Source organism: Rhodococcus erythropolis NBRC 15567, from assembly GCF_001552595.1.
Taxonomy (GTDB): Bacteria; Actinomycetota; Actinomycetes; order Mycobacteriales; family Mycobacteriaceae; genus Rhodococcus_F; species Rhodococcus_F erythropolis.
Genome location: NZ_BCRM01000012.1, coordinates 167,442 through 193,677, shown reverse-complemented (window position 1 = coordinate 193,677; position 26,236 = coordinate 167,442). Strand labels below are relative to the sequence as shown.

Genomic DNA, 26,236 nt, shown 5'->3' with positions numbered 1-26,236 from the left:
GGAATTACAGATGACACAGGATTACGACGGCATCGGTTCCATCGACGACTTGCACCAGGTCGCGCGTGAGGAGACCGGGTACAAAAACTTCGGCAGCGACAGCTATCTCGAAGGGCTTCGAGTTCTGCTCGAGTCGTTCCAGAACGAAGCCGACCTCACTCCGCACGGCAAGGTGATCGCTCGCAAGATGATCGTCGGAGCGCTCGCGGGACGCCTGACCAGTGAGGCCGGATTCGCGAAATACCCCGAGCACATCGACGTTCCGATCGAACGCCCGATCTTCGTGGTCGGGTTGACCCGCACCGGCAGCACCGCGCTGCACCGCTTGCTCGGTGCCGACCCAGCGCATCAGGGCGCCGAGATGTGGCTCGCCGAGACGCCGCAGCCGCGCCCCGAGCGCGACAAGTGGTCGGAGAACGAAGATTACGTTCGCTCCGACGCCTTCTACCGTGCTCGCCAGCGCAACGAAGCGGACCTGATGAAGGTGCATTTCATGGGGGCGGAGGAGGTCGAGGAATGTTGGCGTCTGCTGCAGCAGACGCTGCTCTCCACCGCGTTCGAAACTGTTGCGTACGTGCCGAGTTACACGCAGTGGCTGGCGGAGCAGGATTGGACCGAAACATATGCGCGGCACAAGAAGAACCTGCAGTTGATCGGGCTGCACGACCAGGACAGACGGTGGGTGCTCAAAAGCCCGAGCCATGTCTTCGCGATCGACGAGATCATGGCGGTCTATCCCGACGCGTTGTTCGTTCGCACGTTCCGTGACCCGTTGACATCGATGGCGTCCACCTTCAGCCTCGTCGAGCAGGGCGGACACGACATGTCGAAGGCATTCGACCGTCCCGCCATCGGGCGCACGCAACTGGACCTGTGGGCGCGAGGGAACGCGAACTTCAACAATGCCCGTAGCCGTTACAACCCCGATCAGTTCATCGACGTCGACTACAAAGACTTCATCGCCGATGCGGTCGGCACCGTCGAGAAGATCTACGCGCAGTTCGACCTGCCATTCACTGACGAGGCTCGCGCAGCGGTGGAGGCGTCGCATCAGGCGAGCCTGGCCGAGCACCGCCGTCCGTCGCATCACTATTCGCTCGAGGAGTTTGGCGTGAGCGCCGCCGACGTCGAAGCGAAGTTCGCGACCACACCCTGAAGCCCTCCGGCCCTGTGCGCCTTTTTGGTAGTGCCGACTACCAAAAAGGCGCACAGGGCGAAGCCCCAACTGAAACAAGGAGATTCACATGAATGCTGTTTGGGAAAAGTTCTGCGCAGATCTGCTCGATGTCGGAAAGGTCCTGGAGGACGAGATGGTCCCTCAGGATCCGCTGACTCAAGCCGAGGGCATCCGCTACCTGAGTCGGTTGCTTCGGTACGGCACGATCAACTGTGTCGAGTACACCGATCCGCGGTGGCCGCAGTTCTCGTCGGCTCCGAACCCGAACATGATGACGAAGATCGGTGCCGACAACCCGGACAACGTCTACATGCGCGCCAACATTTCCGGTAAGTACAACTACCGGATCATCGGCACCCGAGGCACCGTCCCGCTGATCACCTTTGGCTCGCGCGTCAATCGGTACCACATCGACGGCACCATGCTGCAGACCGGAGATCTGCATATCCACGACCTCGAGGTCGACGAGAACGGCCGTTTCGAGTTCATCGCGAGCGTCGACAAGCCCGCTGAGGGCGCATGGCTGCCTTTGGCGCCCGACAGCAACCTCATCTCCGTTCGGCAAACTCACCAGGATCGGCGCAACGAGGTCATCGGTGATCTGACCATCGAATGCCTGAACCCGGACGGCGAGTTCGTCCCGCTGAGTCCGGAAGAGATCGGCGAACGCCTCACCAAGTCCGTCGGGATCGTGAAGGGGATGGCGGAGACCTTCCTGGAATGGTCGCGCAAATTCCAGCCGCACACCAACGAGATCTTCGACTGGGGACAGGACTACTTCCAGGATGCCGGCGGCGATCCGACGATCTTCTACTTCCACGGTTACTGGAAGCTCGCCGAGGACGAGGCGTGGGTCATCGAGACCGAGGTTCCGAACTGTGAGTACTTCAACTTCGTGCTGCAGAACTTCTGGGTCGAGTCCCTCGACTACAACCGCACGAACATCTACGTCAACAATCACACCGCGAAGCTCAACGACGACGGCACCATGACGATTGTCGTGGCGGCGAAGGATCCCGGTTACGGCAACTGGATCGACACCGATTCGCATGCCGAGGGGACATGGGCGCTGCGCTGGATCAAGGCGGACTCGCACCCGATCCCGACGTCGAAGGTAGTCAAGATCTGACACGCTTTCGGAGATTGGGAACGTATGTACACCAGGAAGATTAGGTTCGGCCCTCGCTTTGTCGCGCTCGGGCTTGCCGGTGCATTGATGTTGGCCGGCTGCGCGTCGAGCAGTGGGGACAACTCGGGATCGGCTTCACCGAGCAGTAGTGGCGCAGCTGGTTTTGTGGGCGCCCCAGATGTGGGGGAGCGGATCGACGGCGGTGTTCTCACCTTCGGGTCCTATTCGTTCCCTTCCTCGTTGGACCCCACGAGAACGCAAGCCGCCGGTTCGACCGGCGGAACCGAAATGGCCGCGATTTACGACACGCTGGTACGCAGCGACTCCACAAACGGGAGCTTCGTGCCACAACTCGCGAAGACACTGTCGAACAACAGCGACTTCACTTCGTACACCGTCACTTTGGCTGATGGCCTCACCTTCAGCGACGGAAGCCCGCTCGACGCGGAAGCGGTGAAGTGGAGTATCGATCGATTCGTGGCAGGCAAAGGTGATGTATCGCAGACCTGGCTCAACATCGTGGATCGGATCGAGACGCCCGATGCCACCACAGTCGAATTCGTGCTCGAGCGGCCCTGGCGTCAATTCCCGGCGCTGTTGTCGCTCGGGCCCGGAATGATCGTTGCGCGAAGTTCAGGGGGAGAGGCAGGGTCAGTTTCAGGAACAGTGGAGGGAGCGTTCACGCCGATCGGGGCGGGTCCGTTCACCCTGGCCAAGTTCGCGCCGCACGAAGAACTGGTGCTCACCGCCCGCAGTGACTATCAGGGCGGTAAACCGCCACTGGACTCAGTGCGGTTTGTTCCTACATCGGGTGCGCAGTCTCAGTACGAATCGTTGAAGAGCGGCCAGATCGACATGACGTACATTCTTCGCGACGAGGCCGTGATCGAACAAGCTCTCGACGACGGATACTCGGGATACCTCAGTCCGACCGGACAGAACGGGATCGGCACGATCAACAATCGCGAGGGCAAGCCCGGGGCCGATGTACGCGTCCGTCAGGCGATCGCCTACGGGGTGGATCCGGAGGCGGTCAATACTCGTGCGAACAACGGATTGGGCACCGCCAGTTCCGATCTGGTCCCGCAGACGTCACGTTGGTTCAACAACACAGCAGGTATTCTGTTCGATCAGGTGAAGGCGAAGGCGCTGCTGGATCAAGCAAAGTCCGACGGGTACGACGGGAAACTCCGCTACCTCACCACCCCGGAGCCCAGCCAACAGGCGACGGCACTGACGGTTCAGGCGTCGCTGAACGCGATCGGTTTCGACGTCACCATCGACTACGCGACCGATGTGACCGATCTGGTTCGACGGGTATACAAGGACCACGATTTCGACATGACCAGAGGTGGCGCTCCGGTCGGAGAAGAAGCGCCGTACCTCAACTTGTACAACAGTATGGCCAGTGATTCGAAGAACAACCCGTCCGGCTTCGCGGACCCGGAGATGGATGCGATGATCACAGCTGTGCAGACGGCATCGACGGACGATGCTGTCCGTGAGGCGATCAGCAAGGTGCAGGAGTACGCCAACGCGACTGTGCCTTACGTGATCTGGGGGCCGGCGTCGGTGTTGACCGCATGGGACGGCAATGTTCACGGCGTCGTACGCAACATCACCGACATCATGTTCTTGGGCGGCGCTTGGATCTCGCCTAACGGCGAAACGGTGGAACGATGAAGTGGTCCTTGGCGGGTGCGATGATCGACGCCCTGGAACTGTGCGAGTTGGCGCAGGTCGCCGAAGAGGTGGGGTTCGACGGAATCGCGATGCCGGATTCCGTGTTCTATCCCGAGCAGGTGTCGGCTCCGTATCCGTACACCGCTGACGGCAAGCGGATGTGGGCACCCGAGACGCCGATGCCCGATCCGTTCATTGCGATGACGGCAATGGCAGCCGTCACGTCGCGAATTCGGTTTTACACCAATGTGTTCAAACTTCCACTGCGCGATCCGCTGTTGACGGCCAAGCAGGTATCGACCATGGCCGTGATGTCGCGAAACCGCGTCGCTCTCGGCGTCGGTTTGTCCTGGATTCCCGAGGAATTCACCTTCACCGGTACCGAGATGCGCACCCGCGGTGCGCGTACCGACGAAGCCATCGAGATCATCAAGGCGGTGTGTGCGGGACGTGGACCGGAATGGGTCGAATACCACGGCAAGCACTACGATTTCGACGCTCTGATGATCAGTCCGGCTCCGGAGATTCCGGTTCCGATCTACATCGGTGGGCACAGCGAACCGGGGTTGCGTCGTGCAGCCAGGCTGGCTGACGGTTGGATGTCGGTGAACACGACCAAAGCCGAATTAGCCTGCGCTATCGATCGCCTCACGGAATTGCGGGTCGAGTACGGTCGTGCCGATGTTCCTTTCGGCGTCAACGTCTCGCCGACGGATGTTCGTGATCTGGACGGATATCGCGAACTCGAGACTCTCGGAGTCACAGAAATCAGAGTGTTGCCCTGGTATCGCTACGGAGTTGACGCCGGTGATCGTCACGGACGACTCGACTCCGTTCGGCGGTTTGCCGAGGAGGTCATCGCTCAGTACTGATCGATCAGCGTCTGCATCGCCCGGCCGTAGAGTTTTGCCAACTCGTCGCGATCTGCGGACTGGGGGATACTCTCGTCGCTGAGGACGCTCAACAGGCCGGACACCTGGGCGGAGACCAGGAGTGCGCGGGTGTACGCGTCTTCACCGTCGAGGCGAGCGGCGAGATTGGTGGCAAACGTGCCTGTCATCTCGCGCAGTCGCTCCCGGATGCGTGGACTGTCCGACGCTCGCATGAGCGCTGTGTAAACCGACAGCATCCGGGCGTCGGCCTTGCCCAGGACGAAGGCTGCGATCCGCTCACCGAGGGTGTCGAGTGGGCCGTCGAACTGACCTTCGAAGTAGTCCGCAACCGGAGTGGTTTCCAGGAACAGCGCTTCCTTCGACCCGAAATGCCGGATGACCAGGGCCGGATCGATTCCGGCAACTTTGGCGATGGCGCGAACTGACGTGCCACCGAACCCGTGCTCACCGAATAGTTGGAACGCTGCGGCGCGAATCGCCTCGGACGTCGAGGGCTGTTCCCGCTCTGGTGTGTGCTTCGTGGATGTCACGACATCGACCTCTGTGCTCGCTCGCCGACCTCGTTGTCAACGGCGTTGACTCTAACGTGTCAACAGTGTTGACTGTTGAGTCTGTCAACGGTGTTGACAGCTAGATGCGGTTAGTGAAGAGAGTGTGAAATATGACAGATACCGATGTCCGCGTTCCCAGTGAAGAGGTTGTCGATCCGCCGACCAACTGGAAGATGGTGGGCAGTGGACTCGCGTTTCCGCTGTTCTTCGTCATCATGTTCTGCCTGTGTTACGTCAGCGCGTTCCACTCGCCGATGCCGAACCAGGCACCGATCGTGGTGGTTGGTCCAGCATCTGTGACGGCGTCGTTGATCGAGGGAATCGAAGCCACGTCTGGCGACAAATTCGACCTCGTCGCCACAGAGAACTCGGCTGACGCGATCTCGCGCATCGACAACCGTGACGCTATCGGCGCCGTCGAGATCGGTGACACCGTGACCGCACATATCGCCACCGGTGCGGGTGCCTCGACGGTTTCCGTGGTGAGCAGCTTGGCGCATTCCGTCGCGGAGCAGACGGGGCAGCAGGTCACGGTGATCGACTCGGCGCCCGTCACGGCGCGCGACTCCTCGACCGTCGGGCTCTTCTACTTCCTGATCGTCTGCACCCTCGGTGGCTACCTGACCATCACGGTGCTCAGTCAGGTTGCGCCGAGAATGCGGCTGCGAGAGCAGTATTCGATCCTGGCCGGTGCGGCGATACTCACCCCGCTCATAGCCTTCGGCATCACCAGCATCTTCATGCACGCCTTCGGGGCGTCGGTCGGTCAGATCCTGCAATTGCTGGGGATCTCGATGCTCTACACGTTCACCGTCGGTGCGGTGAGCATCCTGCTCAATCGACTGCTCGGCCAAGCCGCGATCTTCGCGGTGCTGACGGTGCTCGTTTTCATCAACTTCCCGAGTTCGGGTGGTGCGATCCCGGTGTCGTTCCTGCCCGGATTCTGGCAGCACATCCATTCGTTCTGGCTCGGATCAGCGGCCATGGAGCCCATCCGCTCCGTCATCTACTTCGATGGGAACGGCGCCGGACCGCACCTGCTCGTTCTGGGGATCTGGCTGGTCGCGGCACTCGGCCTGACCGGACTGCTTGCCTCTCGGCAGTCGAAAAAGACGGCAGCGCAATAAATGTGGTGGGGCCGGCGACTGCCGACCCCACCCGAACCCTTTACTTCAGCCGTACGGCGTCCGTGCCCGGTCCGTCGAGCATCGCGGACCCCAGCAGGATGTCCGGAATGCCGAACCCGTCGATCAGTGTCTCGACGTGGGGGCGCAGGGTGCGGCAACGCTCGTTGATCCCGCGCGTCACGGCCTTCGAACGCTCCACCGACAGATGCCGGTGCTCCATGAACCAGGCCTTGTCCTCTTCGATCACGGACAGTGCGTAGAGATCGCACACCTCGCCGAAGAGTTCCTTTGCGGTCTCGTCCTCACACGAGTCGATGCCGGCGACGAATGCTTCCAGGATGACGCGCTCGATGTGCGCCTGAGCGGCTTTGAGCACGTGGTCCTGCACGAAGTTGAACGCGTCGAACGGGTTCTCCTCGCGTTTCTGCGCTGCCTGCAATCGCCTTGCCGCAGTGGCGAGTAGGTACTCTTCGCGGTCTTCGAACATCTTCATCTGGGTGCCGCGGTTGAAGAGGCTGCCGTCCTCTTCGTTGTCCTGGCGAGTGTCGACGATCGTCTGCAGGATCTGCTGCGCCGCCGTGCGCTTCTTGACCACGTCGGAGACCGTCGTAGCCGCGAAACGCATCCAGTCGACCGGGCTCATGCCGCGGACTTCGTCGGCGTACGAGGTGAGGAGTTCTTTTGCGACCAACTGCGTCAGAACGTGGTTGTCACCCTCGAACGTGGTGAAGACGTCAGTGTCAGCCTTGAGCGCGGTGAGGCGGTTCTCGGCGAGATAGCCTGCGCCACCACAGGCTTCGCGTGCTTCCTGGATTGCCCGAGTGGCATGCCACGTGTTGGCGGCCTTGAGTCCGGCGGCACGACCCTCGAGTTCGCGCTGCTCCTGCGGGTCCGGGTCGTCGCTGCTCTGAATGTCGTGCATCGCGGCGACCAGTTCGTTCTGTGCGAACTGCAGAGCGTACGAGCGGGCGATCAACGGCAACAGGCGCTTCTGATGGACGAGGTAGTCCATGATCAGGACCTCGTCGTCACTCTTCGGAGCACTGAACTGCCTGCGCTGCAGGGCATATCGACCGGCAATGGCCAATCCCACGCGGGCGGCCGCTGCCGCCGAACCACCGACGGTGACACGTCCACGAACCAATGTGCCGACCATCGTGAAGAACCGACGGTTCGGGTTCTCGATCGCCGAAGTGTACGTGCCGTCCTCGGCGACGTCGGCGTAACGGTTGAGCAGGTTCTCACGCGGGATGCGGACCTGGTCGAAGACGATGCGGCCGTTGTCGACTCCGGGCAGTCCACCCTTGAGCCCGCAGTCGGACGTCGTCACTCCGGGGAGGTCGTTGCCGGCGTCGTCACGAATCGGCACGACAAAGCAGTGGACGCCCTGGCTTTCGCCTCCGGTGATCAGCTGTGCGAACACTGCCGCGACAGTGGCGTGCTGGGCAGCGCCGCCGATGTAGTCCTTGCGAGAAGACGGGGTGGGGGAGTTGACGACGAACTCGCCCGTCTCGACGTCGTAGGTTGCCGTGGTTTCGAGTTCCTGGACGTCGCTGCCGTGACCGGTCTCGGTCATCGCAAAGCAACCGAGCAGGTCCAGGTCGATCAGCGGCTTGACGTACGCCTGGTGGTGACGCTCGGTGCCGAGGTTTTCGATGGCGCCGCCGAACAGTCCCCACTGCACGCCGGCCTTGACCATCAGTGAGAGGTCGGACATCGCGAGCATCTCGATGCTGGTGACGGCGCCACCCGCGTCGCCCGTTCCGCCGTGAGAGACCGCGAAACCGTTTGCGGCGTAGCCGAGATCGGCGAGGACCCGCATCTGTTCGAGAGCCTTGGAGCGCGCAATGGCGGTGTTGGGTGTGTAGTGCGGAGCAAAACGTTCGTCGTTCAATTCGCTGCGAACGCGCTCACGCACCTCCCGCCAGCGTCCGTCGAGTGTTGTCCTGAGGTGGTCCGCTGTGGTGGCCATGGAACCGACGATAGCGCGTAGCGCACCGCGGGCAACCCGGTTCGATCCCAACCTCACATTCAGCAGGAGCCCGCGGCACCCGCTTCGATTCCTTGGCGGAAGAGTTCCTTCTCGCTCTCGGACATAGCCTGGTACGAAGGGTCGTTCTCGACGATCTTCAGGAAGTCGGCGCCCGCTGTCTGTGTCGACGTGTCGCCGCTCTGAACACGCTGCTGAACGTAGACGGACACTGCCGAACACCCGCCGAGAAACGCCGGGTCGGTGCTCGTTGCCGCGGTGGTTCGAGCCGAGTCTGTGGCGCTCGGCGGCGACGAAACTGTCGCCTTGTCGTCGTTCGAAGCGTCCGAACCACACGATGTGAGAAGAATCGCAGCCGAGACCATCAGCGTCGTCAACAGTCGCTTCATGCTCGGAATCGTCTCACGCGGGGCCCGGTTCGACCGGAAAACTCGCCTCGAGCACCGAAGTCCTACACCCTGTCGTTGTCAGATTCGACAGAACTGGGACACTGGAAGCCGTGACTGTGTCTTCCGGTGATCCCGACGTGCATGCAACGAACTCCGCTCGGCTCTTCGAACGTGCCGGCAACGTGATTCCGGGTGGCGTCAACTCGCCCGTCCGCGCGTTCGGTTCGGTCGGCGGAACACCGCGATTCATTCGCGAAGCATCCGGCTACACCCTCACCGACGTCGACGGAAACAACTACGTCGACCTGGTGTCGTCCTGGGGTCCGATGATTCTCGGGCACGCTCACCCGGCAGTCGTCGAAGCCGTTCGCGAAGCAGCCCTCGGAGGTCTCTCCTTCGGTGCGCCGACCGAAGGCGAAGTTGCTCTCGCCGAGGAAATCGTCGCCCGCGTCGCGCCCGTGGAAAAGGTTCGCCTGGTCAACTCCGGAACCGAAGCCACGATGAGCGCAGTCCGCCTCGCCCGCGGATTCACCGGCCGCACCAAGATCATCAAGTTCTCCGGTTGCTACCACGGCCACGTCGATGCCCTTCTCGCCGACGCCGGATCGGGCCTCGCGACGTTCGGGCTGCCGACCTCGCCCGGCGTGACCGGCGCTCAAGCCGAAGACACCATCGTCGTCCGCTACAACGATCTCGACGCAGTCGCCGCGGCGTTCGCCGCCAACCCCGGCGCCATCGCGTGCGTCATCACCGAAGCTGCCGCCGGAAACATGGGCGCCGTCGCACCGCTTCCCGGTTTCAACGAGGGTCTGCGTCGTCTCACCCGTGAGCACGGCGCACTCCTGATCATGGACGAGGTGATGACGGGATTCCGCGTCAGCGCCTCGGGTTGGTACGGCATCGACAACGTCGCAGGCGACCTCTACACCTTCGGCAAGGTCATGAGCGGCGGCCTGCCTGCCGCAGCATTCGGCGGCCGCGCCGACATCATGGGTCACCTCGCGCCGGACGGTCCCGTCTACCAGGCCGGCACCCTCTCGGGTAACCCCGTGGCCGTCGCCGCCGGACTCGCGAGTCTGCGCGCCGCCGACGCCGAGGTGTACGCCAAGCTCGGCCGGAACGCGACCGCCCTCGGCGACCTCATGACCCAAGCCCTCACCGCCGAAGGCGTCGAACACCGTGTGCAGTACGCCGGAACCTTGGTGAGCGTGTTCTTCACCGAGAACACGGTGACCAACTACGACGAAGCCAAAGCCGCGCAGACCTGGCGATTCCCCGCCTTCTTCCACGCGTTGCTCTCCCGCGGCGTGTACCCGCCGCCGAGCGCGTTCGAAGCGTGGTTCGTCTCCGCAGCACTCGATGATCGAGCATTCTCGATCATCGCCGACGCCATGCCGCACGCCGCCAAGGCCGCAGCTGCTGCCGTCAAGCCCTGACACGTTCAAGCTCGAGCAACAACCGCACGCTTCCGACATCCATCTTCTTCAGCGAGGACCCTCGACTGTGACCGACGCCGATCACCCCGACCACACGTCCACCCGCACCATCGTCCACGTCCTTCGCCACGGCGAAGTTCACAACCCGCGCGGGATCCTCTACGGACGGCTCCCGGGCTTCCGGTTGTCGGTGGCGGGCGAAGCCCAGGCTCGTGCGGTCGCGTCGGTGCTCGCCGATCACGACATCACCCACGTGGTCGCGTCGCCGCTGCAGCGCGCACAAGAGACCGCGACGCCGATCGCCGAGGCACACAAGCTCGACATCGTCACCGACGAAAACCTCATCGAGGCAGGCAACGAGTTCGAGGGTCTCAAGGTTGCCGTCGGGGACGGTGCGCTCTCACGTCCGCGTCACTGGTGGAAATTGCGTGACCCGTTCACCCCGTCCTGGGGCGAGCCCTACCTGCAGATCGCTCATCGCATGCTCGCAGCCGTCAACGCCGCACGCGTCGCGGCAGTCGGACACGAAGCCGTCGTCGTCAGCCATCAGCTTCCGGTCTGGACACTGCGTCGATTCCTGCAGGGCGAGCGTCTCTGGCACGATCCCCGTCACCGTCAGTGTGGACTGGCCTCGTTGACCTCACTGGTCTACGAAGGCGACACCCTGGTCGACATCGTCTACTCCGAACCTGCCGGTGCCTCCGACCCGAGAGTGACAGGAGCATGATTTCGCGCCGCATCGCCGCAGCATTCGCAGCCGCTGCGTCGGCGATGCTTCTTCTCTCGTCCTGCGCGACCGGCGACGACGCCGTCGCACAGGGCGGAACTTTCGACTTCGTCTCACCGGGCGGGCAGACCAAGATCTTCTACGATCCACCGTCCGACCGAGGCACCATCGGCAAGCTCTCCGGGCCCGATCTGATGAACGAAGGTCAGAAGGTCGGCGTCGACGACTTCGAGGGCAAGGTCGTCGTCCTCAACGTCTGGGGTCAGTGGTGCGGGCCGTGCCGCGCCGAAGCCGACGACCTGGAACAGGTCTACGAGCAGACCAAGGATTCGGGCGTGCAGTTCCTCGGCATCAACGTCCGCGACGACACCAAGAACAAAGCGCAAGACTTCGTGGTCGACAACAAGGTCTCGTACCCGTCGATCTACGACCCGTCGATGCGTTCGCTGATCGCCCTCGGTGACGGCTACCCCACGTCGGTCATTCCGACGACGATCGTCCTGGACCGCCAGCATCGCGTTGCCGCGGTGTTCCTCCAAGAACTTCTCGCCGAGGATTTGCTGCCCGTCGTCCAGCGAGTAGCTCAGGAAGACGCGCAGTAAAGATGACAACCACGACCACCACGCTGCTGGCAGGCAGCGACACACTGAGTGCCGGTGTGGGCGAAGCGTTTCAGAACGCGGCGTCGTCCGGTCCGCTTCTGCTGGCCCTCGGCGCCTGTGTGCTCGCCGGTCTGGTGTCGTTCGCTTCACCGTGCGTCGTGCCGCTCGTCCCCGGCTACCTGTCCTACCTGGCCGGCGTCGTCGGCGCCGACGCCCCCGCGATCACCGCCGACGAGGCGAGGACCCGGACGATCACCCGGAGCAGCCGCCTGAGGGTCGCCGGTGCGGCCGGACTGTTCGTCGCCGGCTTCACCGTCGTCTTCGTTCTCGCGACCGCGTCGGTGTTCGGCGTGATCTCGACTCTGCTCGTCAACCGCGAGGTCCTGATGCGCGTGGGCGGTGTGGTCACGATCGCGATGGGCCTGGTGTTCATCGGACTCATCCCGGCGCTGCAGAAAGACGTCCGTTTCGAACCGCGTCGTGTGTCGTCGCTGGTGGGGGCGCCGCTGCTCGGGGGAGTGTTCGCGCTGGGGTGGACGCCATGCCTCGGGCCGACATTGGCAGGCGTGATGTCCGTAGCCGCGGGAACCGACGGGATGACCGCCGCGCGCGGTGTCACCTTGATCGTCGCGTACTGCATCGGACTCGGCCTGCCGTTCATCATCTTGGCGCTGGGATCGGCGCGTGCGCTGACCGGCGTCGGCTGGTTGCGTCGTAATGCACGCACCATTCAAATTTTCGGCGGAATCATGTTGGTGGCAGTGGGAATCGCCCTCGTCACAGGCGCGTGGGACCAGTTCGTCGGCTGGGTTCGCGACGCATTTATCTCGGAGGTGACGCTGCCGATATGACAGCTGACGACAATAACGACAACCCGACACCCGTGCTGCCGAAGCAGTCGGTGATCGGTCGAGTCGTTGCACTCGGGCGCAACACCTGGCGCGGGCTCACCTCGATGCGGACCGCACTGGTTCTGCTGTTCCTCCTCGCACTCGCTGCGATCCCCGGTGCCCTGCTGCCACAGCGAACCCTCAACGAGGGCAAGGTCGCCGACTACATCGCCGCGCGTCCGACGCTCGGTCCGTGGATGGACCGCCTCGAACTGTTCGACGTGTTCAGCAGCTTCTGGTTCACCGCGATCTACGCTTTGCTCTTCATCTCGCTGGTCGGCTGCATCCTGCCGCGTTGCGTGGAGCACGCGAAGGCGCTGCGCACCCGTCCGGTGAATGCGCCGCGCAATCTTGCTCGCCTGCCGCACCACACCAAGAGCGTCGTCGACGGCGAGACTCCCGACGAACTTGCTGCCCGGGTGTCGAAAGAACTGCGTGGGTGGCGCGTCGAAACGCGTCGCGGCGATACGAAATCACGACGCGAAGGCGAGATCACCATCTCGGCGGAGAAGGGATACCTCCGCGAATTCGGCAACCTCGTGTTCCACCTGTCCCTGGTCGGATTGTTGATCGCGATTGCCGCGGGCAAGTTGTTCGGCTACGAGGGCAATCGCATCGTCATCGCCAACGACGGCCCCGGATTCTGCACGACTTCGCCGGCAGTGTTCGACTCGTTCGTCGCGGGCCTGAGCCTCGACGGCACCGGCATGACTCCGCTGTGTGTCCGTGTGAAGAATTTCCAGGCCGACTACCTCGAGACCGGTCAGGCAGAGATGTTCACCTCGGACATCTCGTACCAGGCAGGCGACGACCTCGAGTCCGATACCTGGCGGGACACGACCATCCAGGTGAACCACCCGCTGCGGATCGCCGGCGATCGTGTGTACCTGCAGGGACACGGATACGCGCCGACATTCACCGTCACGTTCCCGAACGGTGAGACCCGCACCGAGACGCTCCAGTGGCGTCCGGACGACGCCACGACGTTCCTGAGTAGTGGCGCAATGCGTTTCGACCCGCCGGGCGGCATGTATCCCGATACGGACGAGCGTCGGAAGAATCAGATTGCCATCGAAGGATTGTTCGCGCCCACCGCGCTGTTCCACGGCAACCTGCTGTCGTCGAGTTACCCGGCGATGAACGATCCGGCAGTCGCCATCGACATCTACAAGGGTGATACCGGACTCGATACCGGTAATCCGCAATCGCTGTTCGAACTCAACACCGAACTGATCAATCAGGGCCGGCTGGTCAAGCAGGACCGAGTCAATCTGTTCCCGGGTGAGAGCGCGACGCTTGCCGACGGAACTCAGGTGCGATTCGATGGTGCCGTCGACTTCGTCAACCTGCAGGTCTCCCACGATCCCGCTCAGGTGTGGGTACTGGTTTCAGCGTTGACGATGATGGCGGGGCTACTCGTCTCGCTCGTGATCAAGCGTCGCCGCGTCTGGGCACGTATCTATCCAGATGACGAACGACGTACTGTAGTAGAACTTGGTGGGCTTGCCCGCACCGACCACGCAGGCTGGGGCGACGAGTTCGACCGCCTCGCCGACCGCTTGCTGAAAAGCAATCCGACCACCGCGGTGAACCAACCGCACGCGCAGGAGAACGCCCGATGACAACCAACGAGACACTCGCGCAGTACAGCGACTGGGCCTTCAAGTCCGCCTTCACCGTGCTCGTGCTGGCGTTTGTGCTGCTCATCGTGCAGTACGCGTCGGCCAGAGCCAAGGCGGTTCAGGACAAGGAACTGGTCTCTGCCGGTGGAGTCGACGCGTCCGTGCCTGGCCGGGTCGCGGAGACTCCGACCAAGTCGCTCTCGGAGCGATTCGGCGGAATGGGCCGAGCTGTCTTGGTTGTCGGAACAGTACTGATCTTCGCGTCGATCGTGCTCCGCGGATTTGCGACGGAACGATTCCCACTCGGCAACATGTACGAATTCGTGGCGATGGCGTGTGCGGCGTCGTTGCTGGTCGGGCACGTCCTGCTGATCAAGCCGGCGTACCGTCCGATGTGGGTCTTCCTGCTGGTACCGGTTCTGATCTTGATGTTCCTCGCCGGCACGGTTCTCTACGCCGACGCGGCTCCCGTGGTTCCGGCGCTGCGCTCGTACTGGCTGCCGATTCACGTGACGATCGTCAGCGTCGGCTCCGGCATCTTCATGATCGGCGGTATCGCCAGCCTCCTGTTCCTGTTGCGACTGAAGTTTCCGCCCGGTGACGAAGGCACGAGCATCGGCGGCCGGATCGCGGAGCGACTGCCGGACGCCCAGACGCTCGACCGCTTGGCATACAAGAGCACGATCATCGCATTTCCGCTGTTCGGCGCAGGTGTGATCCTCGGTGCGATCTGGGCGGAAGCTGCATGGGGACGCTTCTGGGGTTGGGACCCCAAAGAGACGATGTCCTTCATCGCCTGGGTGATCTACGCGGCCTACCTGCATGCGAGGGCAACGTCTGGTTGGCGGGAGACGAAGGCTGCCTGGATCAACATCGCCGGATTCGTTGCGATGCTGTTCAATCTCTTCATCATCAACATGGTCGTGTCCGGCTTGCACTCCTACGCGGGACTCAACTGATCCTCTCGAGGTACCGTGGGTGGCTGCCGACCGGTCTGTAGGTATTACCGGTGGGTAAGTCAGGGGCGGCGCCAGCTACGATGCAGCTTGGTGAATTACTAGCTGTCTGGTAGCTGCGGGATCGACGAGGGGGAACTGCGAGATGGCCGACAAGATCGAAGACGCCGGAGCAGGATTGTGGGAGCCGGTGCGTCCTGCCGAGCCGACGCGGCGCGAGCTGCGCACATCCGCGCCCGAGCCGTCATCCGACTCGGTTCCCAGTGATGTTCGCAGTCTCTTCGTGGCCCCGGTCGACTCCGGCCCGCTCCAGCAAGTCGCCGGCCAGGCGCCCAGTGCACCTGCCGCTCCGCCGCCGACGACGACCCCAGCGACTCCGGCGGCGCCGGTACCAGGTCCCAAGACTCCGGTCATCCAGTATCCGGCAGCACAGCCCGGCCCGATCAACGGCCAGTTCTCGACCTCGCCCGCGATGCCGATGCAGACCTACGAACCTACGAATCGTGCAGGGTCGGTTCCGGATTCGCGAACTGGCCCTCCGCAGCCTGTCCAGACTCCGCTGCCTGTCCAGAATTCGCAGCCCAGTCCGACCGCGCATGGATCCGCGAGACCGCTCCAGCACCCGCAGGCGCCTTTTGCGCCCGGCGTGCATCCGCCCAATCCCGTGATTCGGCAGTTCGGGCACCCCGGCGCTGCGCCGGTGCAGAACGGTCAGGCCGTGCCGAATGGGTTGGCCATGCCGATGGCCCCGCCGACAGCGCCACCTACTCGCGCTCCGATGCCGCAGACCGGATTCAACTCGGCTCCGGACAGTCGCTTCGAGTCAGCTCTCCCGATGACTGCGCAAGATCTCTCGGCTGCGCTCCTCGTCAAGCGGCCTGTCCGGCCTGCCCCGGTGGGTGGCTGGCGCAAGGCGCTGTACACGTTGTCCGGCCGATCGGTGAACCTCGGAAACGGTGCAAAGGAGCAGCACCTCGTCGAGTTGACGCGCCAGATCAACCAGCCGCTGCAGGGCTGCTACAAGGTTGCGGTGCTCAGTCTCAAAGGTGGCGTCGGAAAAACCACGACCACTGCGACACTGGGGTCGATGTTCGGCTCGATCCGCGGCGATCGCGTCGTCGCTGTCGATGCAAACCCCGACCGGGGAACGCTGAGCCAGAAGATCCCGCTCGAAACTCCGGCAACAGTGCGAAACCTGCTGCGCGACGAGAACAGCATCGAGAAGTACAGCGACGTCCGTGGCTACACATCGCAGAATCGCCACCGTCTCGAAGTGCTTGCATCCGACAGCGATCCAGCAGTTTCAGAGGCCTTCAGCGGCGGGGACTACACGCGCACGGTCGACATGCTCGAGAAGTTCTACAGCATAGTTCTGACCGACTGCGGCACCGGATTGATGCACTCGGCGATGCAGGCCATTCTCGAAGGTGCAGATTCGTTGATCGTGGTCAGTTCCGGATCCGTCGACGGTGCACGTAGCGCCTCCGCGACACTTGATTGGCTCGACGCTCACGGTTACAGCAGGCTGGTCGCCACGTCCGTAGCCGTCATCAACGCGGTACGGCCTCGCTCGGGCAAGGTTGATCTGCCCCGGGTCGTCGAGCATTTCGAGCAGCGCTGTCGAGCGGTGAGACTGATTCCGTTCGATCCGCATTTGGAAGAGGGCGCCGAAATCGATCTGGACCGGCTGCGTCCAGGTACTCGGGAAGCGGTGCTGGAGTTGGCTGCGGTGGTTGCGCAGGACTTTCCGGCCTCCCCGTTCGCGTTGCCGGGGCGGTAATCGGATAGCCGGGTGAGCCCGGACGCTACGTCGACGTGTCAGTCGGCGGTACGTCCGGCCCTTCCGTGCGCTTGCGTCGTGTTTGCTGGTTCACATTCCACAGGAATTCGGGATCGTCGTCCGGCCCACGTACGCCGCTCACCGGAGCACGCGTCGACGGATCGGGCCCGAACGCCTTCCACATCAGAACGATCAATGTCACCAAACCCACCAACGCCAACAGATACAACACGGCGCACCTCCTCAGGGAACTGAAGTCGAGCCTACTCAGTCTCCGGCCCGCTTCACCAGAAGTGGTGCGGACAAGCGTTTCGGCTCAGTGCGCTAGTGCTGTATCTGTCGGGTACTGCAAGATCTGTCGGGTACTACAAGTACTTCGACGTGAGCTGAAGTTGCTCAGTTGTTGTCCGCTTCGGTGGTCAGCGAGCGCAGAAGCTGCATGACCTCGGTCTCACGGAATCGACGATGTCCTCCTGGTGTGCGAAGCGAGCCCAGTCGTCCTGCGTGTGCCCAGCGGGTCACGGTCTTGGGATCGACATGAAACAATGCCGCTACCTGTCCGGGCGTCATGAGTGCGTCTGCGGCGGTATTGAAGGTTGGTGCGCTCATTGTGAGGTCCTCCATGTTGATGTCGAACGTTTGACGAACAGTGATTCCGAACCGAGCAGTGATTCCGAACTTTGGTTCCGAACCGTTGTGTCGACCAGTTGCCAAAAACCTGCGTCGAGTTTGTTTCGAAGTCCTTCGCTCACATTCGACCGTTTTCTGAGTGGTAGCGCAATGTTTGCACAGATATAGCCGGGTAGTCGATCTTTCAAGATAAAGTAATGTTTAAGTAAAGGACAAAATGGATATAGCGGGCTCAGTCCCACCCGTATTCGGAATGGGTAACCTGAGAGGGTGAGTCAGTTGTCTGAAAACCCCGAAAATGTTCCTTCTGAGCCGGTCAAGGCCAGTAAACCCTCCGCAAACTCTGGGCAAGCAAAGTCGGCTGCCGGGCCGGTGACCAAGGGTCAACTGGCCCGCGACGTGGTGCTGTACTCGGTCGCTCGGCTGCTGCTTGTCGTCGTGATCGGTGCCGTCATCATCGGTGGCGGAAAGCTCGCCGGCACCGACGTTCCCCTGATCGTCGCGGCACTGTTCGCAGTTCTGATCGCGCTGCCGCTGTCGCTGCTGCTCTTCGCGAAACTGCGCAAGCGTGTCAATGCGGGCATCGCGGCGGTCGACGCCCAGCGTCGGTCCGATCGTGACGATCTTCGCTCCAAGCTGCGCGGAGACGGGCGGTGACCACGGAGTCGCTCGACGTCGACCGTCGGACCTCGCGCCAGTGGGTCGACAACGCGGTGCGGCTGATCGAAGCCGACGCGCAACGCAGCGCGGACACTCACCTACTGCGCTATCCGCTGCCGAGTAACTGGACCGTCCAGCTCTATCTGAAGGACGAGTCGACCCACATCACGGGAAGTCTCAAGCATCGACTCGCACGGTCGCTTTTCCTCTACGCGATCTGCAACGGCTGGGTTACCGAAGAGACCACTGTCATCGAAGCGTCGTCCGGTTCGACGGCTGTCAGCGAGGCGTATTTCGCGAAGTTGCTCGGCCTGGATTTTGTCGCGGTGATGCCCGCGAGCACGAGTCCCGCCAAGATCGCACTGATCGAGGCGCAGGGTGGACGTTGTCATTTCGTGAGCGATCCGTCCTCGATCTACTCGGAATCGCATCGGCTCGCGAGTGAGTTGAACGGTCACTACATGGACCAGTTCACCCACGCCGAGCGCGCGACGGACTGGCGTGGAAACAACAACATCGCCGAATCGATCTTCACTCAGCTCGAGCACGAGGAACATCCGATTCCCGACTGGGTGGTCGTCGGAGCCGGGACGGGCGGAACCGGCGCCACGATCGGCCGCTTTCTTCGCTATCGGAAATTCGACACGGGGCTGTGCGTGGTAGATCCGGAGCACTCCGTGTTCTTCGACGCGTGGCGAGCGAGCGATCCGTCGATCGTCGGTACACGGGGTTCTCGGATCGAGGGCATCGGCCGTCCGCGCGTCGAACCGTCGTTTGTCGGTCAGGTGGTCGACCGAATGATCAAGGTGCCGGACGCAGGCTCGATCGCGGCCGCACGGCACGCCAGCACAGCCCTGGGGCGCAAAGTGGGTGGCTCGACAGGGACGAACCTGTGGGGAGCTTTTGCGTTGATTGCCGAGATGATGGCAGCCGGGCGCAGCGGCAGCGTCGTCACGCTGCTGTGCGACGGCGGAGAGCGTTACTCGGGCACGTACTACAACGACGAATGGGTGGCGTCGGAAGGGATCGACCTGCTCGGTCCGACGGCAGTGTTGGACGAGTTCGTACGTTCCGGTGCGTGGACCGCCAGTTCCTGAATCGCCGGCGCCGGACCGTGTGACGGGCGGCTCATCGTCACGCGCGGCCAGGCGTCCAGCCCGGACGCCTGCTCGTCCGTTCTGATGCGTATCAGACCGGGAGAGAGCGTGTTCTCGGCCAGACGCACGAACCCGAGTCGCTCGTAGTACGGCGCGTTCCACGGAACGTCGACGAACGTCGTCAGAGTCACGAGATCGTGGTGATGGTCCGCCGCCCATTCGGTGACGGCGTCGATCAGCTGAGCTCCGAGGCCTTTGCGGGCATGATCGGGGTGAACGGAAACTTGTTCGATATGTGCACCGCCGTCCACGATCTCGACGAGCGCATACGCAACGGGTACGTCGTTTGCGTCGGTCTGAACCCAGATGTGCTCGGCTGCGAGAAAATCGTTCAACTCGTCGAGCGTCGGCGGTGGATCGTCTGCGATGGCGTCCATCCCGATGTCTCGGAACGGTTCGCCCGCGGCGATCTCGATCTGTTGCAGTGCGGGTAGGTCGGTGGATATGGCCGAGCGGATCACAGAAACCGTTTTACCTCGAGAGTGGAGTTTCTCCCAGCGCTACGCCTTCTGTAACGCAAACCTACGCAACCGTAGGTTGTGTATCGTTTGGTCAAGGGGCACTTCTCCAGCGAGGGCGGATCATGGGCAATCCTGAAGTTTCACTCGACAATTACGAGGCTGTGTACGAGTACTACCGCAGTCATCAGCAGAACCGATTTGTGGCGAAGCTCGCTTATGCCGCATTGGCGCTGAAGTACCGCCCGCGAGTGAAGTACGCGCCGGGTGCGGAAGCCGCGCTGACGACTCTGCTGGAACGCAAGACGCAGTTGGTCGTGGCAGTCAATCATCTGACCGATAGCGACCAGTTCACGCTCGCCGCGACCGCGTGGCGGACTCCGTTGCGTCGAGTGATCGGACGGACCCGGGTCCTCGCCAAAGACGAACTCTTCGTTGATCCTTCACAGCGCAAGAAGGTCGACATGATGGGCAGCATCCCGGTTTTTCGCAGCAAGAACTACGGCCTCCGTGCAGTTTCGGATGCCGGCCGAGTGATGATGGACGTCGCGGCCGAGCGGCTGGGCAACGGGGACTGTCTGGCGATTTTCCCGGAAGGGACGTGCAACACCGAAGATCCGACGCGGCTGCAGCACGTCAACAGCGGAATCGGCCACATCGTCGCGCGCGCCGAGAAGTTGGGATGCTCACCGGCCCTGGTGTCGATCGGCATCAATTACGGTCCGGTGGCCGGCGACGTGAAGGCTGCGAGTGTCTTTGTCGGAATGCCGGTGACCGAACTTCCGGACAAGCCGATGGATATCGCCCGAACTGTGCAGGCTGACTTGCAGGTGGCAGTGAACGGAGCCGTCGCCGGATACTAGGCGTGCCTGTCAATTTTGGTTGACAGATTCCGGTTGTCAACCTAAATTGACATCATGACCGAAGCAACCTCTCTCGCTGCTGCCGCCGGTAGTCCGGATCCCACCGAGGGATTGCGTGCTGTTCGAGCGCTGCGTCGTCTACTCGAAAAACTCGAGGCCATTCAGGTCGCCAACGCGCGCCGTCACGGATGGTCCTGGCAGGCGATCGCGGAAGCTCTCGAGGTCAGCCGTCAAGCCGTCCACAAGAAATACGCGTCCGCGCAGTCGGAATCGATGCTGCGTTCACTGCGCGAGAAGGGCAGGTAATTGCCATGTTCGAAAGGTTCTCCGTACAGGCTCGTGGCGTCGTTGTCGATGCTGTCGCCGGATCCGGTCCGGTCACGCCGATGGAACTTCTGACCGCGCTGCTCACCGCTGATCGGGGCATCGCCACCGAGGTGCTCACCGAGTCGGGCGTCTCCCTCGACGCGATCCGCCGTGCCGGCGCCGGCACGAAGGGCGGTGACTCGAAAGGCGCTGACTCGAACAATCTCGACGACGACGCCGAGATACTCAAGTCGATCGGGATCGATCTCGATGCGGTTCGAGAGAGTCTCGAGCAGTCGTTCGGTGAAGGTGTGCTGGACGAGACGCCCGTGCCGGACGGTGTCGATACTTCGCGGAAAGGCCGATTCGGGTTTCCTCGTTCACGATTCGAGAAGGACTCCAAGAAGGTGTTGGAACTCTCGCTTCGTGAAGCGCTCGCGCACAAGGACAATCGAATCGGTGCCGAACACATCCTGCTCGGCATCCTGCGTGTCGCCGACGGGCCTACCCGTCAGGCCCTCGAAACGCAGGTCACGATGTCGGTGATCCGTGAGCGCTTGGAAGCGAAGATGAATCGCGCCGCCTAGATTCGGCACGGCTCCGCATGCACGGGGCGGGATGTGCCAGCATTCAGACATGACATTTCTGGCACGTCTCATCATCAACGGCATAGCCATCTGGCTGGCGTCGGCGTGGGTCACCGGCATCACGATCGCCAACCACGACAACGGCACCTGGGGCACGGTTCTCGTGATCGCGGTGATCGCTTTGATCTTCACGGTGGTCAACGCCTTCATCAAGCCGGTAGTGCAGCTTCTCTCACTACCGCTGCTCATCCTGACCCTCGGACTGTTCACGCTGGTGATCAACGCCCTGATGCTGATGCTGACGGCGTGGATCTCGTCCGGTACGTCCTACGGCTTGACGGTCGACGGCTTCTGGACGGCAGTCTGGGGCGCGCTGATCATCTCGATCGTGAACTTTCTGCTCAGCGCGTTCGTCCCCGACAACCGTTGAGGACGTCGACGTTCAGGCGAGACTGAGCGCAACTGCGGTCGCGGCACCCCAGACGAGCATGGCGAGTCCGGTGTCGCGCAACGCGGGGATCAGAGCCATTCCCTGGCCCCCTGAACGCAGCGGGGCGTTGGCTCGGATTGCCAGTGGCAACGCCAGCAATCCGAGCAGGGCCCACGGAGTACGCAGGATCAGCAGCAAGGTCGCGACGAACGGGACGGCCAGCAGGATCACGTGCAGCGTGCGGGTCTTCGCGTCGCCGAGCCGGACTGCGAGAGTGATCTTTCCGGACTCGGTGTCGGTCGGGATGTCTCGAAGATTGTTGGCAACGAGCACCGCGCTCGAGAATGAACCGATGGCGATCGCGCCGGCCAGCCCGGCCAGATCCACCCGTTCGGCCTGTACGAATTGAGTTCCCAGCACTGCGATCAGCCCGAAGAAGATGAACACGGCGATCTCGCCGAACCCGCTGTATCCGTACGGCTTCTTGCCGCCGGTGTAGAACCAGGCACCAATGATGCAGAACACGCCGACCGCAACCAGCCACCAGGCTGTGGTCGCCGCCAGAACGAACCCGGCTACCGCGGCAACGGTGAAGCAGCTGATCGCTGCGGCCTTCACAGCTCCGGGACTGACCAACTTCGATCCGACCAAGCGCAGTGGCCCGACGCGGTCGTCGTCCGTTCCGCGGATTCCGTCGGAGTAGTCGTTCGCGAAATTCACCCCGACGATCAAGGCCAAGGAGACGATCAGTGCCAGGAGCGCCTTCCACCACACTGCGAGGTCCAGGGACGCCGCGGCTCCGGTGCCGACCAGCACGGGCGCAATCGCGTTCGGGAGTGTGCGCGGCCTCGCGCCTTCGATCCATTGAGCAGCTGTTGCCATACAACGATCTTTGCACTGTGCAATACGATCGAACGCGGTGGATCAGCACATGACTCGAGACGTGAGTGAGCGCGCCAGGTACGCGCAGTCGGGCGAAGACCCGGCAGACATTGCCTTGCTCGGACCCATTTCGACCAAAGTGGGCGAACGTCTGGTTCCGTTGCCAGGTCCGCGAGCTCGAACTCTGCTGGTTGCGCTGGCTCGCAATCCGGGTGAGCCCCGTACCGCGCAGATCCTGATCGACGACGTCTGGGGGCTGGAGCCGCCGCGCTCACCGATGAACGCCCTCCACACTCAGGTCTCGCGCCTGCGATCTGCACTTCCGGACGGGGCGCTCGAAGTCACGGCGGCCGGATACCGGCTCACTCTCGCTCGGGAGCGTGTCGACCTGGCCCGGGCAGCGGACGCCGCCCGTCGTCTGCGCGCCGGCGGCGCCGACGCGTCCGAAGCACTCGCCGTCACGACCGCGGCGCTGCGCCTGTGGCGCGGTACCCCCGGGAGCGACGTGGTCGGCGACGTCGCAGATCGCCTGGCGCTCGACGCGGGCCGCGTGTACGACGAACTGGAGTCCGTGCAGATCGACGCGTTGCTCACGTTGGGGGAGTACGCGGCCGCCATTCCACTGGTGCGCGGACGCCATCTGTCGAGCCCGTTCGACGACACAGCGGCCGAAACGTTGATGCGTGCGCTCGCCGGAGCCGGCCGAGTCAACGAGGCACTCGAAGTGTTCGCGGAGTTCCGCAATCACCTCGCCAATCGCCTGGGCGCTGATCCGTCACCCGCACTGGTGGCTCTGAACGCGGAACTTCTCGGGGCACCTGCGGCAACACCGCGAGCTGCGCGGGCGATCGGTCTACGCGCTGCCCCCAACACCTTGCTCGGTCGCGACAGCGACATCGACCAGATCGAATCCTTGCTGGCTCGCTCACGTGTGGTCACCATTCTCGGACCTGGTGGCGCCGGAAAAACCCGTCTCGCACACGAATTGGGCCTACGCGGATCCGTGAACCAGCCTGGCGTCGCGGTGGTACTCGTGGAGTTGGCGTCGTTGCGCAGCAGCGAAGATGTCATCGCGGCCATCGGCGGCACCCTCGGAATCAGCGAATCCGATCTGGCGCCAGGCAAATTGACCGTCGGCCGGACGCATTCGGCGCGAGAGCGACTCAAAGAGGCGTTGTCCGCCGGTCCGATGTTGCTCATCCTCGACAATTGCGAGCACGTGATCGGCGCGTGTTCGGAGATCGTGGCCGAGATGATCGCGGCCGGTCGTCAGCTGACGGTACTGACCACCAGTCGTTCGCCGCTCATGATCAGTGCCGAGGCGGTGTACCCGTTGCCGCCGTTGGCGATCGACGACGGAACCGGCTCGGCAGTCGAACTCTTCTCGGCGAGAGCACGTGCGGTGCGGCCGTCCGTTCATCTGGACGTCGACGCGGTCGTCAAGCTGTGTACGACGCTCGACGGACTCCCGTTGGCGATCGAGCTCGCGGCTGCCCGGGTCCGCACGATGAGCGTCGACGAAATCGGTTCGAGACTGCGAGATCGGTTCGCGTTGTTGCGCTCCGATGATCCGACGTCTCCGGATCGGCATCGCACGCTGCACGCGGTGATCGATTGGAGCTGGAATCTGTTGGGCAGCGGGGATCAGATTGCGCTGCGTCGATTGTGCCGATTCCCGGCAGGTTTCACGCTTTCCTCGGCGCAGGCCGTTGCCGGGTGGGGAGAGTTGAACGATGTGGCCGGCGCTGTCGAAGCGCTGGTCAATCAGTCACTTCTTTCCGTCAGCGACGGGCAGGGTGAGCTTCGGTACTACATGCTCGAGACGGTCCGCGAATACGGCGAGGAGCAGCTCGCCGCGTCCGGAGAGGGGCCGGAAGTGATCCGGCGCCTGGATGTCTGGGCAATCGCGATCGCAGAGGACGCCGTCGTGCGTGCACGCACGGATCAGTTGCGCCTGATTGCCGACCTCGACGCCGAGCACGACAACCTTCTCGCTGTTCTTCGCTGGGCTGTCGAGCGCGGCGACGCGGTCACCGTAGCCAACGTCTTTCCTGTCCTCGCGATTCTGTGGGCCGTACGAGGATCGAATTCGGAAGTCTCGAACTGGGCGTCGAAGATCGTCGGGGCGACCGCGGACAACGATCTACGCGATGTAAATGCAGAATTGGTGGGCGCGACGTTCATTCTGGTGGCGATGCATCTGTTTTTCGCGGAGACCGATCGAAACCATGCCCGCGCGCGGGTTCGTCTTCGAAAGCTGTTGCGTGATCGCGATGATCTCGGTCCGTTGTTCGCATTTCTGATCAAGCTGACCACGAGTGGGATCGCCAACCACAGACTTGCGCGTTTGGTTGCGGAAGGCGTTCGCAGTTCCGACCCCGAGACCCGAATGGCTGCGCTGTCCGCGCGTTCGAATATGCGCGAGAACATCGGGGATCTGCGGGGCGCATTGCTGGACGGGGAAGCGTTGTTCGACTACGCGACCAATGCCGGTGACGAGTGGGGCCTTGCGATGGCGGCCCAGCATGTCGGGTCGGTCCACAGCCAATCCGCGCGATATGGCGAGGCCATCGAGTTCTACGCGATTGCGGCGGCGTCGATGGAACGCCTCGGTGCACGTGACGAGGCGATGCAGCTCATCTGCTTTCAAGCCGGAGCAATGATCGCATCCGGTGACACCGCCGGCGGGCGAACACTTCTCGATCGGGCACGCCCGGCCTTGGCGCACTCGGGTGGGACCGGTGCCATCGAAACCGATCAACGGCGCGCGGCGCTGATGGCGAGCATCGCCGAGGCGGATCTCGCCGACGGCCGAATCGACGAAGGGTTGGCCAGGTATCGAGAAGCACTGGAGTTGTTGGGCTCTGCGATCGAGAACATCTTCGGTGATCCCTTCGTCGTTCTGCTCGGTGCTGCGGCCGTGTGTGCTCACGTCGTTCACGGCCGACATGAACTCGTGGCAAGTCGTGTTCTGCAGATGAAGGATTCGAGTGCTCTCAAGTTCGATCCCAAGGGTTATGCGGACCTGCCGCTCGCGGGTTCCTTGGCGTCGGCGATCGGGTCGTTCGATCTTGTCACGGGCAACATCGATCGAGGGGTCGAACTGATGGCTCTGTCGTTGAAAATGCCGGGGAGACAGGACTTCGTCTCGCTCCACCATGCGCGTCTCTCCGACTTCGCTGTCGGTGTGGTGGGAGTCGACAGGTGGTCTGTGGAAACCGAGAAGGTGTCGGGCTACTCACGCAGAGCGGTCCGCGAAGCAGTGTTGGCTGCGCTTCGCGGACCGGTGCTGGATTAGAGCTGGACGATGT

26 protein-coding genes are annotated in these 26,236 nt (G+C 62.8%); 19 read left to right on the top strand and 7 right to left on the bottom strand.

Annotated features, from left to right (window positions below; translation table 11 throughout):
• Positions 1-10 precede the first annotated feature (10 nt).
• From RE4_RS18125 to RE4_RS18110, 4 genes are all read left to right on the top strand, one after another.
• Positions 11-1,156, top strand: coding sequence for a sulfotransferase family protein (locus tag RE4_RS18125; protein ID WP_060939072.1), 1,146 nt, complete (start codon positions 11-13; stop codon positions 1,154-1,156).
• Positions 1,157-1,244: 88 nt separating this feature from the next.
• The gene (locus RE4_RS18120; protein WP_060939071.1) at positions 1,245-2,306 is read left to right on the top strand and encodes a DUF1214 domain-containing protein; all 1,062 of its coding nucleotides are present in this window, start codon (positions 1,245-1,247) and stop codon (positions 2,304-2,306) included.
• A 24-nt stretch (positions 2,307-2,330) separates the two neighbouring features.
• A complete protein-coding gene (locus tag RE4_RS18115) occupies positions 2,331-3,989 on the top strand; it encodes an ABC transporter substrate-binding protein (RefSeq protein ID WP_060939070.1) in 1,659 nt (552 codons plus the stop codon).
• Positions 3,986-4,861 (top strand): TIGR03619 family F420-dependent LLM class oxidoreductase, encoded by an 876-nt coding sequence (locus RE4_RS18110; RefSeq protein ID WP_060939069.1) that lies wholly within the window; start codon positions 3,986-3,988, stop codon positions 4,859-4,861. The genes RE4_RS18115 and RE4_RS18110 overlap by 4 nt, the downstream gene beginning before the upstream one ends.
• On the opposite strand, the gene RE4_RS18105 is transcribed toward RE4_RS18110, so the two are convergent.
• On the bottom strand, positions 4,852-5,412 hold the full coding sequence (locus RE4_RS18105; RefSeq protein WP_060939068.1) for a TetR/AcrR family transcriptional regulator: 561 nt from the start codon (positions 5,410-5,412) through the stop codon (positions 4,852-4,854). The two genes, RE4_RS18110 and RE4_RS18105, sit on opposite strands and share 10 nt — an antisense overlap.
• A 131-nt stretch (positions 5,413-5,543) precedes the next feature.
• Between RE4_RS18105 and RE4_RS18100 the strand changes: the two genes are divergently transcribed.
• Positions 5,544-6,560 (top strand): ABC transporter permease, encoded by a 1,017-nt coding sequence (locus tag RE4_RS18100; protein ID WP_060939067.1) that lies wholly within the window; start codon positions 5,544-5,546, stop codon positions 6,558-6,560.
• A gap of 40 nt (positions 6,561-6,600) precedes the next feature.
• Here the strand turns inward: RE4_RS18100 and RE4_RS18095 are convergent, their stop codons facing one another.
• The gene (locus RE4_RS18095; RefSeq protein WP_060939085.1) at positions 6,601-8,532 is read right to left on the bottom strand and encodes an acyl-CoA dehydrogenase family protein; all 1,932 of its coding nucleotides are present in this window, start codon (positions 8,530-8,532) and stop codon (positions 6,601-6,603) included.
• Between the two features lie 59 nt (positions 8,533-8,591).
• On the bottom strand, positions 8,592-8,939 hold the full coding sequence (locus RE4_RS18090) for a hypothetical protein (RefSeq protein WP_007735283.1): 348 nt from the start codon (positions 8,937-8,939) through the stop codon (positions 8,592-8,594).
• Between the two features lie 110 nt (positions 8,940-9,049).
• On the opposite strand from RE4_RS18090, the gene hemL reads away from it, so the two are divergent.
• The 7 genes from hemL to RE4_RS18055 all read left to right on the top strand — a co-directional run bounded on the left by hemL (position 9,050) and on the right by RE4_RS18055 (position 16,952).
• Positions 9,050-10,375, top strand: coding sequence for a glutamate-1-semialdehyde 2,1-aminomutase (gene hemL / locus RE4_RS18085; RefSeq protein WP_019744354.1), 1,326 nt, complete (start codon positions 9,050-9,052; stop codon positions 10,373-10,375).
• A gap of 67 nt (positions 10,376-10,442) precedes the next feature.
• Positions 10,443-11,102: a histidine phosphatase family protein gene (locus RE4_RS18080; RefSeq protein WP_003941868.1), complete on the top strand. Its 660-nt coding sequence runs from the start codon at positions 10,443-10,445 to the stop codon at positions 11,100-11,102.
• Positions 11,099-11,704, top strand: coding sequence for a TlpA disulfide reductase family protein (locus tag RE4_RS18075; RefSeq protein WP_003942071.1), 606 nt, complete (start codon positions 11,099-11,101; stop codon positions 11,702-11,704). Before RE4_RS18080 ends, RE4_RS18075 begins: the two co-directional genes overlap by 4 nt.
• Before the next feature lie 2 nt (positions 11,705-11,706).
• The gene (locus RE4_RS18070; protein WP_003941906.1) at positions 11,707-12,555 is read left to right on the top strand and encodes a cytochrome c biogenesis CcdA family protein; all 849 of its coding nucleotides are present in this window, start codon (positions 11,707-11,709) and stop codon (positions 12,553-12,555) included.
• A complete protein-coding gene (resB, locus tag RE4_RS18065) occupies positions 12,552-14,216 on the top strand; it encodes a cytochrome c biogenesis protein ResB (protein WP_021333939.1) in 1,665 nt (554 codons plus the stop codon). Before RE4_RS18070 ends, resB begins: the two co-directional genes overlap by 4 nt.
• Positions 14,213-15,175, top strand: a complete 963-nt coding sequence (ccsB, locus tag RE4_RS18060) for a c-type cytochrome biogenesis protein CcsB (RefSeq protein WP_021333940.1) — start codon at positions 14,213-14,215, stop codon at positions 15,173-15,175. The genes resB and ccsB overlap by 4 nt, the downstream gene beginning before the upstream one ends.
• A gap of 142 nt (positions 15,176-15,317) precedes the next feature.
• Positions 15,318-16,952: a MinD/ParA family ATP-binding protein gene (locus RE4_RS18055; protein WP_127159975.1), complete on the top strand. Its 1,635-nt coding sequence runs from the start codon at positions 15,318-15,320 to the stop codon at positions 16,950-16,952.
• Positions 16,953-16,977: 25 nt separating this feature from the next.
• Here the strand turns inward: RE4_RS18055 and RE4_RS18050 are convergent, their stop codons facing one another.
• On the bottom strand, positions 16,978-17,184 hold the full coding sequence (locus tag RE4_RS18050) for a hypothetical protein (RefSeq protein WP_060939066.1): 207 nt from the start codon (positions 17,182-17,184) through the stop codon (positions 16,978-16,980).
• A 164-nt stretch (positions 17,185-17,348) separates the two neighbouring features.
• The gene (locus tag RE4_RS18045; protein WP_003942029.1) at positions 17,349-17,561 is read right to left on the bottom strand and encodes a BldC family transcriptional regulator; all 213 of its coding nucleotides are present in this window, start codon (positions 17,559-17,561) and stop codon (positions 17,349-17,351) included.
• Between the two features lie 291 nt (positions 17,562-17,852).
• Between RE4_RS18045 and RE4_RS18040 the strand changes: the two genes are divergently transcribed.
• Both RE4_RS18040 and cds1 read left to right on the top strand, forming a co-directional pair.
• On the top strand, positions 17,853-18,239 hold the full coding sequence (locus RE4_RS18040; RefSeq protein ID WP_019744347.1) for a DUF4229 domain-containing protein: 387 nt from the start codon (positions 17,853-17,855) through the stop codon (positions 18,237-18,239).
• Positions 18,236-19,339, top strand: a complete 1,104-nt coding sequence (cds1, locus tag RE4_RS18035; protein WP_019744346.1) for an L-cysteine desulfhydrase Cds1 — start codon at positions 18,236-18,238, stop codon at positions 19,337-19,339. The genes RE4_RS18040 and cds1 overlap by 4 nt, the downstream gene beginning before the upstream one ends.
• Here the strand turns inward: cds1 and RE4_RS18030 are convergent.
• Positions 19,237-19,860 (bottom strand): GNAT family N-acetyltransferase, encoded by a 624-nt coding sequence (locus tag RE4_RS18030; RefSeq protein WP_019744345.1) that lies wholly within the window; start codon positions 19,858-19,860, stop codon positions 19,237-19,239. The genes cds1 and RE4_RS18030 overlap by 103 nt on opposite strands.
• 122 nt (positions 19,861-19,982) lie before the next feature.
• On the opposite strand from RE4_RS18030, the gene RE4_RS18025 reads away from it, so the two are divergent.
• The 4 genes from RE4_RS18025 to RE4_RS18010 are packed head-to-tail and all read left to right on the top strand — an operon-like array spanning position 19,983 to position 22,043.
• On the top strand, positions 19,983-20,720 hold the full coding sequence (locus RE4_RS18025; protein ID WP_060939065.1) for a lysophospholipid acyltransferase family protein: 738 nt from the start codon (positions 19,983-19,985) through the stop codon (positions 20,718-20,720).
• 54 nt (positions 20,721-20,774) lie between these two features.
• Positions 20,775-21,026, top strand: a complete 252-nt coding sequence (locus RE4_RS18020) for a helix-turn-helix domain-containing protein (protein ID WP_003941869.1) — start codon at positions 20,775-20,777, stop codon at positions 21,024-21,026.
• 5 nt (positions 21,027-21,031) lie between these two features.
• Positions 21,032-21,613 (top strand): Clp protease N-terminal domain-containing protein, encoded by a 582-nt coding sequence (locus tag RE4_RS18015; RefSeq protein WP_019744343.1) that lies wholly within the window; start codon positions 21,032-21,034, stop codon positions 21,611-21,613.
• A 49-nt stretch (positions 21,614-21,662) separates the two neighbouring features.
• A complete protein-coding gene (locus RE4_RS18010; protein ID WP_003941998.1) occupies positions 21,663-22,043 on the top strand; it encodes a phage holin family protein in 381 nt (126 codons plus the stop codon).
• Between the two features lie 12 nt (positions 22,044-22,055).
• Here the strand turns inward: RE4_RS18010 and RE4_RS18005 are convergent, their stop codons facing one another.
• Positions 22,056-22,925, bottom strand: a complete 870-nt coding sequence (locus tag RE4_RS18005; RefSeq protein ID WP_019744341.1) for a 1,4-dihydroxy-2-naphthoate polyprenyltransferase — start codon at positions 22,923-22,925, stop codon at positions 22,056-22,058.
• 49 nt (positions 22,926-22,974) lie between these two features.
• On the opposite strand from RE4_RS18005, the gene RE4_RS18000 reads away from it, so the two are divergent.
• Entirely contained in the window at positions 22,975-26,223 is a 3,249-nt protein-coding gene (locus tag RE4_RS18000; RefSeq protein ID WP_060939083.1) for an AfsR/SARP family transcriptional regulator, read from the top strand.
• Positions 26,224-26,236 lie beyond the last annotated feature (13 nt).

What these genes read in the sequence shown, in the direction of transcription:
- RE4_RS18125 (WP_060939072.1), top strand. Translation starts at nt 11, where the DNA reads ATGACACAGGATTACGACGGCATCGGTTCCATCGACGACTTGCACCAG.
- RE4_RS18120 (WP_060939071.1), top strand. Translation starts at nt 1,245, where the DNA reads ATGAATGCTGTTTGGGAAAAGTTCTGCGCAGATCTGCTCGATGTCGGA.
- RE4_RS18115 (WP_060939070.1), top strand. Translation starts at nt 2,331, where the DNA reads ATGTACACCAGGAAGATTAGGTTCGGCCCTCGCTTTGTCGCGCTCGGG.
- RE4_RS18110 (WP_060939069.1), top strand. Translation starts at nt 3,986, where the DNA reads ATGAAGTGGTCCTTGGCGGGTGCGATGATCGACGCCCTGGAACTGTGC.
- RE4_RS18100 (WP_060939067.1), top strand. Translation starts at nt 5,544, where the DNA reads ATGACAGATACCGATGTCCGCGTTCCCAGTGAAGAGGTTGTCGATCCG.
- RE4_RS18095 (WP_060939085.1), bottom strand. Translation starts at nt 8,532, where the DNA reads ATGGCCACCACAGCGGACCACCTCAGGACAACACTCGACGGACGCTGG.
- RE4_RS18090 (WP_007735283.1), bottom strand. Translation starts at nt 8,939, where the DNA reads ATGAAGCGACTGTTGACGACGCTGATGGTCTCGGCTGCGATTCTTCTC.
- RE4_RS18075 (WP_003942071.1), top strand. Translation starts at nt 11,099, where the DNA reads ATGATTTCGCGCCGCATCGCCGCAGCATTCGCAGCCGCTGCGTCGGCG.
- RE4_RS18070 (WP_003941906.1), top strand. Translation starts at nt 11,707, where the DNA reads ATGACAACCACGACCACCACGCTGCTGGCAGGCAGCGACACACTGAGT.
- resB (WP_021333939.1), top strand. Translation starts at nt 12,552, where the DNA reads ATGACAGCTGACGACAATAACGACAACCCGACACCCGTGCTGCCGAAG.
- ccsB (WP_021333940.1), top strand. Translation starts at nt 14,213, where the DNA reads ATGACAACCAACGAGACACTCGCGCAGTACAGCGACTGGGCCTTCAAG.
- RE4_RS18055 (WP_127159975.1), top strand. Translation starts at nt 15,318, where the DNA reads ATGGCCGACAAGATCGAAGACGCCGGAGCAGGATTGTGGGAGCCGGTG.
- RE4_RS18045 (WP_003942029.1), bottom strand. Translation starts at nt 17,561, where the DNA reads ATGAGCGCACCAACCTTCAATACCGCCGCAGACGCACTCATGACGCCC.
- RE4_RS18025 (WP_060939065.1), top strand. Translation starts at nt 19,983, where the DNA reads ATGGGCAATCCTGAAGTTTCACTCGACAATTACGAGGCTGTGTACGAG.
- RE4_RS18020 (WP_003941869.1), top strand. Translation starts at nt 20,775, where the DNA reads ATGACCGAAGCAACCTCTCTCGCTGCTGCCGCCGGTAGTCCGGATCCC.
- RE4_RS18015 (WP_019744343.1), top strand. Translation starts at nt 21,032, where the DNA reads ATGTTCGAAAGGTTCTCCGTACAGGCTCGTGGCGTCGTTGTCGATGCT.
- RE4_RS18010 (WP_003941998.1), top strand. Translation starts at nt 21,663, where the DNA reads ATGACATTTCTGGCACGTCTCATCATCAACGGCATAGCCATCTGGCTG.
- RE4_RS18005 (WP_019744341.1), bottom strand. Translation starts at nt 22,925, where the DNA reads ATGGCAACAGCTGCTCAATGGATCGAAGGCGCGAGGCCGCGCACACTC.
- RE4_RS18000 (WP_060939083.1), top strand. Translation starts at nt 22,975, where the DNA reads ATGACTCGAGACGTGAGTGAGCGCGCCAGGTACGCGCAGTCGGGCGAA.